This window comes from Roseinatronobacter sp., from assembly GCF_051859525.1.
Classification (GTDB): domain Bacteria; phylum Pseudomonadota; class Alphaproteobacteria; order Rhodobacterales; family Rhodobacteraceae; genus Roseinatronobacter.
Genome location: NZ_JBHYFM010000001.1, coordinates 513,468 through 529,522 on the forward strand (window position 1 = coordinate 513,468; position 16,055 = coordinate 529,522).

At 58.1% G+C, this 16,055-nt stretch carries 14 protein-coding genes and 1 tRNA gene; 6 read left to right on the forward strand and 9 right to left on the reverse strand.

What is annotated here, in order from left to right:
• The first annotated feature begins 104 nt into the window (after positions 1-104).
• The 3 genes from ACTIE1_RS02550 (at position 105) to mltG (ending at position 2,957) form a co-directional block, all read left to right on the forward strand.
• Complete coding sequence (locus tag ACTIE1_RS02550; RefSeq protein WP_274353283.1) at positions 105-338, forward strand: acyl carrier protein; 234 nt, start codon at positions 105-107, stop codon at positions 336-338.
• A gap of 193 nt (positions 339-531) precedes the next feature.
• Positions 532-1,794, forward strand: a complete 1,263-nt coding sequence (fabF, locus tag ACTIE1_RS02555) for a beta-ketoacyl-ACP synthase II (protein ID WP_439559953.1) — start codon at positions 532-534, stop codon at positions 1,792-1,794.
• Complete coding sequence (mltG, locus tag ACTIE1_RS02560; RefSeq protein WP_439559952.1) at positions 1,794-2,957, forward strand: endolytic transglycosylase MltG; 1,164 nt, start codon at positions 1,794-1,796, stop codon at positions 2,955-2,957. Before fabF ends, mltG begins: the two co-directional genes overlap by 1 nt.
• 106 nt (positions 2,958-3,063) lie before the next feature.
• Here mltG and ACTIE1_RS02565 read toward each other — a convergent pair whose 3' ends face one another.
• The 8 genes from ACTIE1_RS02565 to ACTIE1_RS02600 form a co-directional block, all read right to left on the reverse strand.
• Entirely contained in the window at positions 3,064-4,383 is a 1,320-nt protein-coding gene (locus tag ACTIE1_RS02565; RefSeq protein ID WP_439559951.1) for a pyruvate dehydrogenase complex dihydrolipoamide acetyltransferase, read from the reverse strand.
• Positions 4,384-4,396: 13 nt separating this feature from the next.
• Entirely contained in the window at positions 4,397-5,767 is a 1,371-nt protein-coding gene (locus ACTIE1_RS02570) for a pyruvate dehydrogenase complex E1 component subunit beta (protein ID WP_439559950.1), read from the reverse strand.
• A 17-nt stretch (positions 5,768-5,784) separates the two neighbouring features.
• Positions 5,785-6,795, reverse strand: coding sequence for a pyruvate dehydrogenase (acetyl-transferring) E1 component subunit alpha (gene pdhA, locus ACTIE1_RS02575; protein WP_439559949.1), 1,011 nt, complete (start codon positions 6,793-6,795; stop codon positions 5,785-5,787).
• A 153-nt stretch (positions 6,796-6,948) separates the two neighbouring features.
• Positions 6,949-7,785, reverse strand: coding sequence for a universal stress protein (locus tag ACTIE1_RS02580; protein ID WP_439559948.1), 837 nt, complete (start codon positions 7,783-7,785; stop codon positions 6,949-6,951).
• An 86-nt stretch (positions 7,786-7,871) separates the two neighbouring features.
• Entirely contained in the window at positions 7,872-8,843 is a 972-nt protein-coding gene (locus ACTIE1_RS02585) for a Hint domain-containing protein (RefSeq protein WP_439559947.1), read from the reverse strand.
• Between the two features lie 279 nt (positions 8,844-9,122).
• A complete protein-coding gene (locus ACTIE1_RS02590) occupies positions 9,123-9,515 on the reverse strand; it encodes a DUF2147 domain-containing protein (RefSeq protein ID WP_439559946.1) in 393 nt (130 codons plus the stop codon).
• A gap of 144 nt (positions 9,516-9,659) precedes the next feature.
• Entirely contained in the window at positions 9,660-11,342 is a 1,683-nt protein-coding gene (locus ACTIE1_RS02595; protein ID WP_439559945.1) for a BCCT family transporter, read from the reverse strand.
• Between the two features lie 77 nt (positions 11,343-11,419).
• Positions 11,420-11,842, reverse strand: coding sequence for a universal stress protein (locus ACTIE1_RS02600; RefSeq protein ID WP_439559944.1), 423 nt, complete (start codon positions 11,840-11,842; stop codon positions 11,420-11,422).
• A gap of 193 nt (positions 11,843-12,035) precedes the next feature.
• Between ACTIE1_RS02600 and ACTIE1_RS02605 the strand changes: the two genes are divergently transcribed.
• Positions 12,036-12,815: an SDR family oxidoreductase gene (locus ACTIE1_RS02605; RefSeq protein WP_439560547.1), complete on the forward strand. Its 780-nt coding sequence runs from the start codon at positions 12,036-12,038 to the stop codon at positions 12,813-12,815.
• Positions 12,816-12,955: 140 nt separating this feature from the next.
• Here the strand turns inward: ACTIE1_RS02605 and ACTIE1_RS02610 are convergent.
• Positions 12,956-13,032: transfer RNA gene (locus ACTIE1_RS02610), tRNA-Arg, on the reverse strand.
• A 197-nt stretch (positions 13,033-13,229) separates the two neighbouring features.
• Between ACTIE1_RS02610 and ACTIE1_RS02615 the strand changes: the two genes are divergently transcribed.
• Positions 13,230-14,189: a LacI family DNA-binding transcriptional regulator gene (locus tag ACTIE1_RS02615; protein WP_439560546.1), complete on the forward strand. Its 960-nt coding sequence runs from the start codon at positions 13,230-13,232 to the stop codon at positions 14,187-14,189.
• A 72-nt stretch (positions 14,190-14,261) separates the two neighbouring features.
• On the forward strand, positions 14,262-16,055 hold a 1,794-nt coding region (locus ACTIE1_RS02620; protein WP_439563242.1), incomplete at its 3' end, for a class I tRNA ligase family protein.

Below are 16,055 nucleotides of genomic sequence, written 5' to 3' on the forward strand. Positions count from 1 at the left end.
CCTGCGGGCATGAAGGCCCTATTGGGCGCGCAAGACGCCGCTTGAAACTGGCGGATTAGGGACATTTCAGGCCGGGTTCCGGCAAAATAACCGAGAGGAAGAACATGAGCGATATCGCGGATCGTGTGAAGAAAATCGTTGTCGAGCATCTTGGCGTCGAAGAAGGCAAGATCACCGAAGGCGCGTCCTTCATCGACGATCTGGGCGCAGACAGCCTTGATACGGTTGAACTGGTTATGGCATTCGAGGAAGAATTCGGTATCGAAATTCCCGATGACGCCGCAGAGAACATCCAGACCTTTGGTGACGCAGTGAAATTCATCACGGAAGCTGCCTGATACCCTGTCTGTTTTCAGAATTTGAAACGCCACCCCGCCGGGTGGCGTTTTTCATTATGGGGCCTGCATCAATCGGCAGGTTCCCGCAGCTTGCCGCTTTGTGAGCAATCACAGCATGCTCTACCCTTTCCCTGCGGCCCAAATCCCGCTATCAGAACGATAATATGCGTTGACAGACAAAAAGAGAGGGCACATGCGCAGGGTTGTCGTCACAGGGCTTGGAATGGTCACACCGCTGGCTTGCGGCGTCGAGGAAACATGGTCGCGCCTTATCGCGGGCCAATCCGGTGCCGGACCGATCACACGCTTTGATGCCAGCCATCTGACCACCACATATGCATGCGAAGTCCCGCGCGGTGATGGTAGCGACGGAACATTCAACCCTGATGACTGGATGGAACCCAAAGAGGCCCGCAAGGTCGATGAGTTCATCCTGTACGGGGTCGCCGCCGCAGATCAGGCCGTGCGCGATTCCGGCTGGGTGCCGCAGGACGAAGACAGCCGCTGCCGCACAGGTGTGATGATCGGATCGGGCATAGGGGGGCTGTCCAGTATCGCGGAAACCGCCGTTCTGATCAAGGAACGCGGGCCGCGCCGGGTGTCGCCCTTCTTTATTCCCGGCGCGCTGATCAATCTGGTGTCCGGCCATGTCAGCATCCGCTACGGCTTCAAGGGGCCGAATCACGCGGTGGTCACGGCGTGTTCAACCGGCGCGCATGCCATAGGGGATGCGGCCCGCCTGATTGCGTTTGGCGATGCCGATGTCATGGTCGCAGGCGGGGCTGAAAGCCCGATTTCCGAAATCGGTATCGCGGGGTTCAATGCCTGCAAGGCGCTGTCCACCAAACGCGCCGACACCCCGACCGCTGCCAGCCGCCCCTATGATGCCGACCGCGATGGTTTTGTCATGGGGGAAGGCGCTGGTGTGGTGGTGCTGGAAGAATATGAACATGCCAAAGCGCGCGGCGCGAAAATCTATGCCGAGGTGTTGGGCTATGGCATGTCGGGCGATGCCTATCATATCACCGCCCCGTCCGAGGATGGCGATGGCGCGTTGCGATCAATGAAAGCCGCCGTGGCGCGCGCGGGGATTGACCCGTCGGAACTGGACTACATAAACGCGCATGGCACATCCACAATGGCCGATGTTATTGAACTGGCAGCGGTGGAACGGCTGCTGGGGGACAGCGCCGCCACCGCCACCATGTCATCGACCAAATCGGCCATCGGGCATTTGTTGGGGGCTGCGGGCGCGGTCGAGGCGATTTTCTGCATTCTGGCCATCCGCGACCAGATTGCGCCCCCGACACTGAATCTGGACAATCCCGCTGTTGAAACGCCGCTGGATCTGGCTGCGAAAGCGGCGCGGAAACGCGACATCCGGCTGGCCCTGTCCAATAGTTTTGGCTTTGGCGGGACCAATGCCAGCCTGATCCTTGGAAAGATTGACAACTGATGGTGCGCCATATCGTAGCCAATGCCCTGACATTGATGATTGTCGGCCTTGTGGGGGTGGCAATCATTATTTCCGCGGGCAAACGCCAGTTTTCCGGCCCCGGCCCATTGAGCGAGGCAGCGTGTTTCCGCGTAGAGCCGGGATCTTCCTTGCGGGTCGTGTCGCGGGGGCTTGCCGAACAAGGCGCCATTGCATCCGAACAGGTCTTTCGCATCGGGGCGCAGTATAGCGAACGGGCCGATCAATTGCGCTTCGGGTCGTATCTGATACCTGAAGCTGCATCGATGGATGAAATTCTGGATATTCTGACACGCGGCGGTGCGTCGACCTGTGGCAGCGAAATCCAGTTTCGTATCGGGGTGACGCGTATCGATACGCTTGTGCGCGAACTGGACCCCACCACGCAGCGCTTCGAGACCATGGTTCAGTTCGCCGCCGGAGAGGAGCCGCCAGAAGACTATGCGCGCTTCGCGTCACAATCGGACATGCAGTATCGCATCACGATTGCCGAAGGGGCGACCAGCTGGCAAATCTGGGAAGGCCTGCGGCTGGCCGAGTTTCTGGAAGGGGAGATTGGCGATGTGCCGCCCGAAGGGATGCTGGCACCTGACAGTTATTCCGTGGCACGCGGCGCAAGCCGAGAGGCGCTTCTGGCTGAAATGCAATCGCGTCAGGAGGCGATTCTGGCGCAGTTCTGGGAAAACCGCGCGGATGATCTGCCCTATGACAGCCCGCAGGATGCATTGATCATGGCATCGATCGTTGAAAAGGAAACCGGTGTTGCTGATGAACGGCGTCAGGTTGCCAGCGTGTTTGTCAACCGTCTGCGTATGCCGATGCGGCTGCAAACCGACCCGACGGTGATTTACGGCATAACCGAAGGGCGTGGAACATTGGGGCGTGGTTTGCGGCGGTCCGAACTGGACGCTGTAACCCCCTATAATACCTACCGGATTGACGGTTTGCCACCAACGCCAATCGCCAATCCCGGACGCGCGGCAATCGCGGCGGCATTGGACCCCGATGACACGCCTTATCTGTATTTCGTGGCCGATGGTACTGGCGGGCATACATTCAGCACCAATCTGGCGGATCATAACCGCGCCGTTGCCCGCTGGCGCGAGATCGAGGCGGAGATGCGCCAGCAACAACAGGCGGATTGACCTGTTGGGCGTCATCAAGGGACGTGTTGAACATGGCCGTAAATGATAAAAAAAGGGGCGCCTTTGCGCCCCTTTTCCAATGCTTTGCAGCTGTTCGTTAACGCATTTACGCCAGCATCGTGACGGGGTTTTCCAGATAGGTGACAACCTCTTTCAGGAATTCCGCACCCAATGCCCCATCGATGACACGGTGATCCACGGACAGCGTCATTGACATGACTGTGGCCACTTTCAATTCCCCGTCAGCGCCGACAACAGGTTTTTTCAGACCGGCGCCAACCGCCAGAATAGACCCGTGTGGCGGGTTGATCACGGCATCAAAATTCTCGATCCCGAACATGCCAAGGTTGGAAATTGCCATCGCACCACCGACATATTCATGCGGGGCCAGCTTCTTGTTGCGGGCGCGTCCGGCCAGATCTTTCATCTCGGCCGACAGGGCAGATAGTGACTTCAGATGCGCATCTTTCAGAACCGGCGTAAACAGCCCGCCTTCGATCGCGACAGCGACTGCCACATCTGACGGTTTCAGGCGGAAAATCCGGTCATTCGCCCAGACCGCATTGCAGTCAGGGACCGCTTGCAGTGCCATTGCGCAGGCCTTGATGATGAAATCATTGACCGACAGTTTGACACCGCGTGCTTCCAGCTGCTTGTTCAGATCAGCGCGGAACGCCATCAGCGCGTCAAGCTGGACATCGCGGCGCAGATAGAAATGCGGAATGGTCTGCTTGGCTTCGGTCAGGCGGCTTGCAACTGTTTTACGCATGCCGTCCAGTTTGACTTCGGCGTAGTCGCGGCCTTCATACATGCGCGCAACCTGATCGGCACTTGGGCCGGTTGCAGGGGCTGCTGTTGGTTTCGACGTTGCGCTTGCGGCAGTGTCAGACGCGGCTGCCGCCGGTTTTGCCGCAGTGGCGGTGGTCGCGCTTTCGACATCGGCCTTCACGATACGGCCATGTGGACCGGTCCCGCTGATCTGCGTCAGGTCCAGTCCCTTATCCGCCGCAAGACGCCGCGCAAGCGGCGAGGCAAATATGCGCTGCCCATCCTGAACCGGCGCGGCGGGCGCTGCAGGCGCAGGCGTTGTGTTCCCGGCGGGTGCCGCCTGCGCAGGTGCGTCCGTTGCTGCTGGTGCGTCGGCTGCACTGGTGCTGCTGGCCTTGATGTCATCCGCGCTTTCACCATCTTCCAGCAGAACCGCGATTGGGGTGTTGACCTTCACCCCTTCGGATCCGGCGTCGATCAGGATTTTGCCGATGACCCCTTCGTCCACGGCCTCGAATTCCATCGTGGCCTTGTCGGTTTCAATCTCGGCCAGAATGTCACCGGATGCGACGGTGTCACCTTCCTTGACCAGCCATTTTGCAAGCGTGCCTTCTTCCATCGTGGGCGAGAGGGCGGGCATCAGGATTTCTGTAGGCATTGGTCCCTCCCTTTCAGCGATAAGTGACTTTGCGCACTGCCTCGACCACCTCATCGGTGGTGACCAGCGCAAGTTTTTCAAGATTGGCGGCATAGGGCATCGGCACATCCTTGCCCGTCAAGTTAATGACTGGCGCGTCCAGATAATCGAATGCCTGCTGCATCACCACGGATGTGATGTAATTGCCGACCGAGCTTTGCGGGAAGCCTTCTTCCACTGTGACCAGACGGTTGGTTTTCATGACCGAGGCCAGAATGGCGTCTGTGTCCATGGGACGGATGGTGCGCAGGTCGATAACTTCGGCGCTGATCCCGTCTTCGGCCAGCCGTTCAGCCGCTTCCAGTGCGTAGGTCATACCAATGCCGAAGCTGACGATGGTCACGTCACTGCCTTCGCGCCAGATCTTTGCCTTGCCAAAGGGAACGGTAAAATCATCCAGAACCGGCACATCGAAACTGCGCCCGTAAAGGATTTCATTCTCAAGGAAAATGACCGGATTCGGGTCACGGATGGCCTGTTTCAGAAGCCCTTTCGCATCAGCTGCGGAATAGGGCATCACGACCTTCAGGCCGGGAATATGGCTGTACCATGCGGCATAACACTGGCTATGCTGCGCCCCAACGCGCGCGGCCGCGCCATTGGGGCCACGGAACACGATGGGACAGCCCATCTGCCCGCCGGACATATACAATGTCTTGGCAGCGGAGTTCAGGATCTGGTCAATGGCCTGCATCGCAAAGTTGAACGTCATGAATTCAACAATGGGGCGCAATCCGCCGAAGGCAGCCCCCACGCCGATTCCGGCAAAGCCGTGTTCGGTAATGGGCGTATCAATGACCCGACGCGCGCCGAATTCATCCAGCAAGCCCTGGGTAATCTTATAGGCCCCTTGATATTCCGCAACCTCTTCGCCCATGACGAAAACCTCGTCATGGTTGCGCATTTCCTCGGCCATGGCGTCGCGCAGGGCTTCGCGCACAGTCTGGGTTTTCATTTCCGTGCCTTCGGGCCAGTCGGGGCTGGTGTCGGGCGAGGGCGCAGCAGGGGCAGCGGCTGCCTTGGCAGGTGCGGAATTGTCAGCGGTGTCAGACGCCGCTTCGGGTTCCGGCGCAGCGGATGCGACCGCATCATCGACGCTTTCGCCTTCTTCGACCAGAACGGCGATCGGGGTGTTTACCTTCACCCCTTCGGTGCCGGCGTCAATCAGGATCTTGCCAATGATCCCTTCATCCACGGCCTCGAATTCCATCGTGGCCTTGTCCGTTTCAATTTCGGCCAGAATGTCGCCGGCACTAACGGTATCGCCTTCTTTCACCAGCCATTTGGCAAGTGTGCCTTCCTCCATAGTCGGAGAGAGCGCGGGCATCAGTATTTCGGTTGCCATATTTTTCGTCCCCCCTGTCAAGCGTTCTGCGGCACGTCAGATGCGTAAATATCAGTCCAGAGTTCGTCCAGCGCGGGTTCCGGACTTTCCTTGGAAAATTCTGCCGCGTCATTCACAACGCCTTTTATTTCCTTGTCGATGGCTTTCAAGTCATCCTCGCTGGCATGTTTGCCCTGCAACAGCAACTCGCGCACATGTTCAATCGCATCGCGTTCCTCGCGGATTTTCTGGACTTCGTCGCGGGTGCGGTATTTCGCAGGGTCCGACATGGAATGCCCGCGATAGCGGTAGGTCATGACTTCAAGGATATACGGCCCCTTGCCAGCGCGGCAATGCGCAACGGCCTTTTCACCAGCGGCCTTGACCGCCAGAACATCCATCCCGTCAACTTCTTCGCCCTTGATGCCGTAAGCCGCGCCGCGTTCCCACAGGCTAGGGGATTTCGTGGCGCGCTGCACGGATGTGCCCATGGCGTATTTGTTGTTTTCAATCACGAAAATGACGGGCAGATCCCACAACATGGCCATGTTATAGGTTTCATAGACCTGACCCTGATTGGCAGCGCCATCGCCGAAATAGGTGAAGGTGACGTTGTCATTGCCCTTGTACCTGTCTGAAAATGCCAGACCTGCACCAAGCGGCACTTGTGCACCGACAATGCCATGCCCGCCATAGAAATGCTTTTCCTTGGAGAACATGTGCATCGAGCCGCCCTTGCCCTTGGAATAGCCCCCTTCGCGCCCGGTCAGTTCGGCCATAACGCCTTTGGGGTCCATCCCGCAGGCCAGCATATGGCCGTGGTCGCGGTAGGATGTGATGCGCTTGTCGCCTTCCTTGGCGGCGGCTTCCAGCCCGACGACAACCGCTTCCTGTCCAATGTAAAGATGGCAGAACCCGCCGATCAGACCCATGCCGTAAAGCTGTCCTGCCTTTTCCTCGAATCGGCGGATCAGCAACATGTCGCGGTAATATCCCAGCAGTTCTTCAGCCGAGACGTTTGATTTCGCGGCAGTTTTCCGTGTGGCCATAATTGGCAGCCCTCCCGTCAAAAGTGATAGTTCAACGTTAAACAATTAAATAGCGCATATTTTTGCGGGTTGCGAGTGTTTTTCGACAAAACGGCTATGCACCCTGCGAATGCCTGCAAACGGGAATGAAAACCGGTCAATGTGGGGAATTTATCAGCAAGGTTTTGCGACAAGCAGGTCCGCTGGGGGTGCGCGCATCAGATCCCGCGCATAGTTTCCCAGACTGTCGGATTTTCTGCCGGACGCGCTGCCGATGACAATCAGGTCGGGCTTGAGTTCCTGAATCCGGAACTGCAAAACCTCATGCACGCCGCCGGGAATGACCTCTGGCAGGTCCATGTCGGGCAGGCCGTCCAGCCGCATGAAGGCGTCGCGCAGAAGGGCGGTTTGCGTCATGGTGGACCCGTCCTCTGACTCGGCGGTGGACAGCTTGTCTTTCAACGGCAATTGCAGGGCGTGAATCGCGTGAAACTCGGCATGCGGGGCGATCTGGCCCGCCGTGGCCATTGCCTTCGCGGATGCGGGCGCAAATGTAATTGCCCCCAACACGCGGCGATATTGCTGTGTCCCGCCTGTATGTGCAATCAGAACGGGGCAGGGCACGGCAAGCGTTATGCGTTCCATACTTGTCAGGCGCAACGTGTCCAGAACCGCCCGAACCTTGTGCAGGCCCAGAACCACCAGATCGGCCGATACATCGCGGGCTGTTCGTGAAATAACATCCTCGACCGTGCCGGTGGTGATGACGGTGTCTATCTCGACATCGCTATATTGGGTTTTGATCTGCTCAAACGTTGCCTGAACGCTGGCGTGGTCCTTGATGGGGTTGCGCAACCTGAAGCGCGTGACCGTCCCGCCACGTTCCGGCATGGCATGCACCAAAACGACCCGCGCGCCCAATTCCCGCGCCAGCGCGACCGCGCGCACGGGTGCCGCTGCTGATCGCTGTTTCAAGTCTGTTGCAACAAGAATGGTTCTGATAGCAGACAACGCGGTGCCCTGTGATGCATTTAGGTTATGTGTGCCAGTCATAGCAGATCAGATAAGGGCCGTCACTTTGCTTTCTGAACCATGACTTAGCCGCGCGCGAGAATTGTATCGTCAAGCGGGCCGGACAGCATGTCTGATGACATTTCCTGCGCAAAATGCGGCTTGTGGTTCAGATGCGGATACCGTTCGTGCAGTTCCGACTGAAGCGCAGCGGGCAATCTTGTGGTCGCGGCGCGGGAGACCAGCAAGCTTTCCATCGGCACCCCTTCGGCATAAATGATCTGGTGATCGTCGAAAGCCAGACTGTAATAATCCACAAATCCCCCCTCGGACTGGACAATCCCGGCAGAGCCTACAAGATGCTGTGCCTGAAGCAGGACTTCGGCCCGTGTGCCCAGTCGGCGGTCACCGCGCTGATACAGGAAAATGCGTTGACGGGGTGCCAGCTTCAGGCTGCGCAAATTGCCCAGCCCGCCTTCGGGAATGATGACCGGCGCAAACGCGCCATAGCCGCGCAAGGTAACCTTGCCCAACCACCGGACGGGCTGTGCGCCATGATCGCGCGTCAGAACCATATCATCTTGTGTCAGTTGCTCGATCGGCATCAGGCGGCCATCTGCCATGGTCACGCGTGTGCCGGCCCCGAAGCAGCCATGGACGATCTTGGACAGGCGCAGCGCGGTATCTGCGGTGTCGATTTCAATAAGCGAATATGCAATCTCGGCACGGATGGGGCTAAGGGGCAGGCCAAACCGGTGTCCGTCGATTTCCAGCATGACAATTTCCAGAATATCGCCGTCATGCGCCATCATCCGCAATGTGCATAACGGGGTGACGGGCGCACTCGCGGGCAGATTGCCTGACGGGTCTTCCAGAACCGATATCGTTGCCTCAAGGCGCAGTGTCAGCGGGTAAAGCCTGCTGGCAGCATGCAGGCAATAGATGTCCCCCAGCACACATATTGCCGGAGCGCCCAGCGGATCACCTTCGTTTATGCCCCATGTCACCACAAAATCATTCGCAGAAAACACGTCGCATTCGTATTTCGTCACGGACATGCTGTACCTTTGTCGCGGATATTCCCTTTCGGTATGTGCGAAATGCGCGCAATCCCTGTTTAGTTTCGATCCATGCCCATAAAGGCGCAAGTTTCGCCTGGTTTGAGCAACTTAAACAAAAGGATAATACGCCGAACAAGCAGAACCGGGACTGGCCCCTTCTCGCAACTGTAGAGGTAGCATATCGATGAACGATTCAATAGCAAGTGTGTCGACAAAAGCACATCCCTGACGCCCGGCTGTGCCGGACGTCAGGGGCACGTTTCTAAACAGCGCGCTCTAGTTCACGCGCGTCCAAAGCGATTCACGACAAATTCCCAGAACGCAGCCGGACACCCCAAGCTGGTTTGCACGCAATTCCATGCGGGAATTATAGGTGCGGTCACGGTCCGGCGCGTAGACACGACCGTTGCGGTAGTTCCCATCGCCTTGTGGTTCCATATCCCAGACAATGGCGCGCCCGATATTGGGCGAGTCGATCTGTTGGGCGTTGCCGTCAAATGCGGCAACCAACCCGCCGCAAATCTTGCCGTTGGAACATGTCTGTATCTGGACATGACCGAAATTTCCGTTGTCATCGGGGGCGGTTTTCCACAGCCCGTGCGCCGGATCTGTCAGCGCAGGTGTTGCAAGCAAGGCCACAAATCCTGCGGCAAATAGTGTTTTATGCATCTTCGTTCCTCCCTTGGATGGGGAAGTTTTGTCGCAATTTGCAAGCCTCGCAAGCACGACCTTGCGTAAGCCATGTTCACGAATGACAATAAAAAAGGCGCCCGCGAAGGCGCCTTTTAGGTGTGTGGTGCGGTGGTGGCAGTGTTAGCCGCGCGGCTCGCTCATCAAACCTCTGATCAGGGCATAACAGGCCAGGATCAGGACCACGGCAAATGGCAACCCGGTCGAGACGGACGCCGCCTGAAGCGCGGCAAGCCCGCCGCCGATCAGCAGGGCTGCCGCCACTAGCCCTTCAAAAATCACCCAGAACACCCTTTGGCTGACGGGCGCATTGATCTTGCCACCGGCGGTGATGGTATCAATGACCAGCGATCCTGAATCCGAGGATGTGACGAAGAACACAATCACCAGAATGATCGCAATCGTGGACGTGATTGCCGCCAGTGGCAGTTCCGACAACATGCCAAACAGTGACAGTTCCGGCACATAGGCCGAGATGACATAGCCGTAGACTGCACTGTCCGCGACTGTGTTGATCAGTTGGTCGATCGCCGTGCCGCCAAAGATCGTCATCCAGATGGCCGATACGATGGTCGGTATCAGCAGGACACAGGTGATGAACTCTCGCACGGTACGGCCACGGCTGACACGCGCAATGAACATGCCAACGAAGGGCGACCAGCTGATCCACCACGCCCAGTAGAACGCAGTCCAGCCCTGACGGTAGCCGTCATCATCGCGCCCGATCGGGTTCGACAACGCACCGATTTCGCTGAAATACGCGCCCAGATTGCCGAAGAATTGTGTCACCAAAGTCAGCGTTGGCCCGACCAGCAACACGAAGCCCAGCAACAACACAGCAAGGCCCATATTGATTTCCGACAGCACTTTCACACCACCATCAAGCCCGCGCAGTACCGAAATCAGCGCCATGCCGGTGATAATGACAATCAAGATAACCGATGCGGTAACCGTGTCGTTTATCCCGTCAATGCCCATCACAAAGCCAATCCCCGCAGAGGCCTGTTGCGCCCCCAGACCCAGCGATGTCGCCAGCCCGAACAGCGTGGCAAAAACGGCCAGAATGTCGATGACATGGCCCGGCCAGCCCCAGATGCGTTCCCCGAAAATCGGGTAGAAGATGGACCGCACAGTCAGCGGCAGCCCCTTGTTATAGGCAAACAATGCCAGTGACAGTGCCACAACGGCATAGATGGCCCAAGGGTGCAGACCCCAGTGATAGATTGTTGCGGCCATTGCTGTCAGGCGCGCGGCTTCCACTGCCGCAGGATCGGCAAGGACGCCATCGACAATGCCGATATCGCGCATCAGCGGTTGATCACCCCATGGCGTGCCGAAATAATACACAGGTTCGAGCACCCCAAAGAACATCAAGCCGATGCCCATGCCAGCCGCAAACAGCATCGCAAACCAGCCAGCATAGCTGTAATCGGGCGTTGCATCGACCCCGCCCAACCGCACCTTGCCCAAGGGCGATATCAAAATCCCAAGACAGACAATAACGAACAGATTGCCCGCCATCAGGAAGAACCAGTCAAAGCTGGATGTCAGGAAACCACGCAAATCGGTAAAAATCGGGCCGATCTGGTTCTGGAACGCCAGCGTGATGATGACAAATGCCACCACAACCACACCGGAAATAGCAAAGACCGGATTGTGAATATCCAGTCCGAACGGGCCGATCTGCGGGGTTATGTTGTCCTGCCCGACCTCGTAGTCGGTTTCAATGACATCAGACGCCCCTTCAGGTTCCGGCAAGGCCTCGGATGTATCCTCCGGCAGGTTTTCGTCGTCATGTTCTGACATGTTCTCTCCAGTTTCTTGTTGGGCAAAGGGTCAGTCGCGGTTTCGCCTTTGGATTGGAATGCTGCCTGTCCGGCGCGTCAGTTATCGTGACGCACCAGAAAGACAGATGCATTGGAATGTGCAGCGATCGTGTCGCCATGCCCGGCCCAAATATAGTCCATAGCTTTGGGGGCGTGGGTTTGCATGACCACCAGATCGCCGCCAAGCTCTTTGATGGCGGCAAGAAGTGTCTTGTCCGTATCTATCGTGGGGTCCGGACTTGCGCGCACGCTGACGCTGGTTTTCAGCCCATGCGCCTTGCCTTGTTCATCGGCGAATGCTTGCAGCCTGGTTTCATATTCTTGCGGGTTATGGGCCAGTGCCGTCGGGGTTGTGGCCGTTACACCGACAAAGCAGATCTCGGCCTTGTAATGCGCCGCAAGATCGATTGCGGTCTGCAACGCCTTGGATAAATGGTCGACACGCGACAGGTCGACCGGAAATATTACTTTCCGATACATGGTCCCTCCTGCTGTGTTAGGGGACAGATTATGATGCTTGAGTGGTTAATGGTAACATGGGTGTGAAGGGGCTTTGCAACCCCTGCGGCGAAAAAATGTGCATTTACGACATAATTAAGCACGAGGCATCCGCTTTCACATTGCCCCTACCAGTGCTAGATCAGACCCACACCATAACGGGAGAGGCATGAGTATGGACCTTGGAATTTCAGGAAAACGCGCGCTGGTCTGTGCCAGCTCCAAAGGGTTGGGGCGGGGCTGCGCCGAGGCTTTGGCGGCAGAAGGCGTCCATCTGGTGATGAACGCACGCGGGGCCGAAGCGCTGGAAACCGCCGCTGCAGAAATCCGCGCTGCCTATGACGTGGACGTGGTGACCGTCGCTGCCGATATCACCACAGAAGACGGGCGCGCGAAGGTTCTGGCCGCTGCGGGCGATGTGGATATTCTGGTCAATAACGCCGGCGGACCGCCACCGGGTATGTGGACCGACTGGAACCGCGACGATTTCATCGCAGCGCTTGACGCCAACATGCTGACCCCGATTGCCCTGATCAAGGCATTGGTGCCAGGCATGATGGCGCGCGGCTGGGGCAGGGTGGTCAACATCACCTCTCAATCCGTCAAATCGCCGATTCCGGTACTGGGGTTGTCCAATTCGGCGCGCGCGGGCCTGACCGGATATGTCGCGGGCACATCGCGGCAGGTTGCGGGCAAAGGGGTGGTCATCAACAACCTGCTGCCTGGCATCCATGACACGGATCGCGCCACATCGCTGGATGGCGGCGTGGCCAAGGCCGAAGGCATCAGCATGGAGGAGGCGCGCGCCAAAAGACAGGCAACAATTCCGGCGGGGCGCTACGGCACCGCACAGGAATTCGGCGCGGCCTGCGCGTTCCTGTGCTCGCAACATGCCGGATTCATCATCGGGCAAAACCTGCTGCTTGATGGTGGCGCAGTAAACGCCACACTCTAGACAGCCCGACACAGCAACCTGTTTGCAAGGCAGTCGTTGGAAAACGGCTGCCTTTTTTTCACACGACAGTATCGCAATTCACGACCACTGATCGAAGTGCATCGGCCCATCGCGGCAAACGCCTTTCCCTGCAAATGCAATGGTGACCCCGACAGGATTCGAACCTGTAACCTGCCCCTTAGGAGGGGGCTGCTCTATCCAGTTGAGCCACGGGGCCAGCGGGTGTTGCAATAGCGTGTTGGAGCTGGCTTGTCACGGGGGGATGGCTTCGCTCTTGCTCATTGTCGGCATCAGGGGCTAACATCCTTTTATATTCACTTTGACAGGATTACGCATTTGCCCCCCTATCTTCCCCCTGAAAGCAACCGGCCCTTGACGTTGCGTGATGTATCGGATGCCAGCGGTGTCAGCGAAATGACGGTCAGCCGCGTGTTGCGCAACCGGGCTGATGTATCGCCTGCAACGCGTGACAAGGTGTTGGCGGCGGCCAAGGCACTGGGCTATGTGCCCAACAAGATCGCGGGTGCGCTGGCCAGCCAGCGGGTCAATCTGGTGGGGGTGGTCATTCCGTCGTTGGCCAATATGGTCTTTCCCGAAGTGCTGGGCGGGATTTCCGATGCGTTGGAGGATTCGGGCCTGCAACCCGTCTTCGGCGCCACCGACTACAAGCCCGACCGCGAGGAAAATGTCATTTATGAGATGCTGTCATGGCGGCCTTCCGGCATGATCCTTGCAGGGCTGGAGCATTCGGATGCGTCGCGCGCCATGTTGTCCGCAGCCGGGGTTCCGATTGTGGAAATCATGGATATCGACGGCACGCCGATTGATTCGATGGTCGGCATTTCCCACAAACGCGCGGGCCGCGAAATGGCCGAGGCGATTCTGGCGGCAGGGTATCGCAGAATCGGGTTTCTGGGGTCCAAAATGCCCGATGACCACCGCGCCCGGAAACGCCTTGAAGGATTTACCGAGGCCTTGACAGCCGCAGGCATTTCGCTGGCCGCGACCGAGCATTATGCGGGCGGGTCGTCACTGGCCAAGGGGCGGGAAATGACGGCCGCCATATTGGCGGCCAATCCGGATCTGGACTTTCTGTATTATTCCAACGACATGATTGGTGCAGGCGGGTTGTTATACTGTCTGGACCAGGGGCTTGATGTGCCTGGCCAGATCGGGCTTGCGGGGTTCAACGGATTGGAATTGCTGGACGGGTTGCGCCTGCGCCTTGCCACGACTGATGCGTGTCGCCGTGAAATTGGCCGCCATGCCGCGGAAATCGTTGCAGGCAAGAACACGGATGGCATGATTGGCGGCAAGATTATTGAACTTAGCCCGCGCATGCAACCTGGTGACACGATCCGGCCCGTTCGCTAAGGGGGCAGGGCTTTCCCTTGTCGCGCAGGGGCGCTAAACACGGTTTCAAACTACAGGAATGGGGCCGGACAGATGGCGATGGACAAGAATTTTGATGCGCAGGCCGCCGAGAGGCGGATTGCCGATATGTGGCAGGCGCAAGATGCGTTTGCAGCGGGCGCAAACAGGCGCCGCGATGACGCCTTCAGCATCATGATTCCGCCCCCAAATGTGACGGGCAGCCTGCATATGGGCCATGCCTTCAACAACACGTTGCAAGATATTCTGGTGCGCTGGAAACGGATGCAGGGCTTTGACACGCTGTGGCAACCGGGGCAGGACCATGCAGGCATTGCCACCCAGATGGTGGTCGAACGCGGTTTGGCCGCCGAGGGCAAGAAACGCACTGATTTCACGCGCGAGGAGTTTCTGGCCAAGGTCTGGGAGTGGAAGGCGCAATCGGGCGGCACCATTATCGGGCAGTTGCAGCGCCTGGGTTGTTCGCTGGACTGGTCGCGCAACGCGTTCACCATGTCCGGCGCACCGGGCGCGCCTGCGGGCGAGGATGGCAATTTCCACGATGCAGTGATCAAGGTCTTTGTGGATATGTATAACAAGGGCCTGATCTATCGCGGCAAGCGGCTGGTCAACTGGGACCCGCATTTCGAGACCGCGATTTCCGATCTGGAGGTCGAGAATATCGAGACTGACGGCCATATGTGGCATTTCAAATACCCGTTGGCTGGCGGTGAAAGCTATGAGTATTTGGAGCAAGATGAAGACGGGAATGTCATTTTCCGCGAGATGCGCGACTACATTTCCATTGCGACGACACGGCCTGAAACCATGCTGGGTGACGGGGCTGTTGCAGTTCATCCATCGGATAAGCGTTACGCGTCAATTGTCGGAAAACTATGTGAAATCCCTGTTGGGCCAAAAGAGCATCGCCGGTTGATCCCGATTATCACCGATGACTATCCTGATCCGAATTTCGGGTCGGGCGCGGTGAAGATTACGGGCGCGCATGATGCCAATGACTATGGCGTGGCCAAGCGCGGGGGCATTCCGATGTACCGGCTGATGGACACGCGCGCGCAAATGCGCGCAGATGGCGCGCCCTATGCCGAAGCCGCCGGCGTGGCCGGTGCCGTGGCGCGCGGCGAACGTAGCCTGTCCGAGGCAGAGGCGGATGCGCTGAACCTTGTGCCCGACCATCTACGCGGCCTTGACCGCTATGAGGCGCGCAAGGCGGTGGTCGACGAGATTACCACTGAGGGGCTGGCCGTGATGACCCGCGCGGATGATCCGCGGCTGGGGCGCAAGCTGGGCGAAGATGACGACCCCGCAGCGCTGGTTCCGCTGGTCGAGGCGAAGAAGATCATGCAACCCTTTGGTGACAGGTCCAAAGTCGTGATCGAGCCGATGCTGACCGATCAGTGGTTTGTTGACGCCGGGAAGGTTGTCGGGCCAGCGCTGGACGCGGTGCGTGATGGCCGCGTGAAGATCATGCCGGAGAGTGGCGAGAAAACCTATTTCCACTGGCTGGAGAATATCGAGCCGTGGTGTATCTCGCGCCAGTTGTGGTGGGGGCATCAGATTCCGGTTTGGTATGGGCCTAAACTTAGCGAAGATGAGAAGACGGTTTTCGCGCAAAGGATTAGCCAAGGGCAGCAACAGTTGAGCGAGGGTTGGACCGCGTTTTGCGCTCCTACAGAGTCGGAAGCAGTTGAACTAGCTAAGGCATATTACAAGCGTGCGCACTTTGGCGAGGATGTCACAGTCGTTGCGTCCCAAGAGGAGGCACTAAGGAGCTTTAGATTGCAAGAAGCAGGAGGTGCGAGTTTCACAGTGCCTCAAATGCCTATCTGGCGCGACCCCGACGTCCTC

Bases quoted from the DNA above. Each gene is read 5' to 3' on its own strand.
- ACTIE1_RS02615 (WP_439560546.1), top strand. From the start codon at position 13,230: ATGACGGTCAGCCGCGTGTTGCGCAACCGGGCTGATGTATCGCCTGCA.
- ACTIE1_RS02585 (WP_439559947.1), bottom strand. From the start codon at position 8,843: ATGTCCGTGACGAAATACGAATGCGACGTGTTTTCTGCGAATGATTTT.
- ACTIE1_RS02605 (WP_439560547.1), top strand. From the start codon at position 12,036: ATGGACCTTGGAATTTCAGGAAAACGCGCGCTGGTCTGTGCCAGCTCC.
- ACTIE1_RS02565 (WP_439559951.1), bottom strand. From the start codon at position 4,383: ATGCCTACAGAAATCCTGATGCCCGCCCTCTCGCCCACGATGGAAGAA.
- ACTIE1_RS02600 (WP_439559944.1), bottom strand. From the start codon at position 11,842: ATGTATCGGAAAGTAATATTTCCGGTCGACCTGTCGCGTGTCGACCAT.
- ACTIE1_RS02570 (WP_439559950.1), bottom strand. From the start codon at position 5,767: ATGGCAACCGAAATACTGATGCCCGCGCTCTCTCCGACTATGGAGGAA.
- mltG (WP_439559952.1), top strand. From the start codon at position 1,794: ATGGTGCGCCATATCGTAGCCAATGCCCTGACATTGATGATTGTCGGC.
- pdhA (WP_439559949.1), bottom strand. From the start codon at position 6,795: ATGGCCACACGGAAAACTGCCGCGAAATCAAACGTCTCGGCTGAAGAA.
- ACTIE1_RS02590 (WP_439559946.1), bottom strand. From the start codon at position 9,515: ATGCATAAAACACTATTTGCCGCAGGATTTGTGGCCTTGCTTGCAACA.
- fabF (WP_439559953.1), top strand. From the start codon at position 532: ATGCGCAGGGTTGTCGTCACAGGGCTTGGAATGGTCACACCGCTGGCT.
- ACTIE1_RS02595 (WP_439559945.1), bottom strand. From the start codon at position 11,342: ATGTCAGAACATGACGACGAAAACCTGCCGGAGGATACATCCGAGGCC.
- ACTIE1_RS02550 (WP_274353283.1), top strand. From the start codon at position 105: ATGAGCGATATCGCGGATCGTGTGAAGAAAATCGTTGTCGAGCATCTT.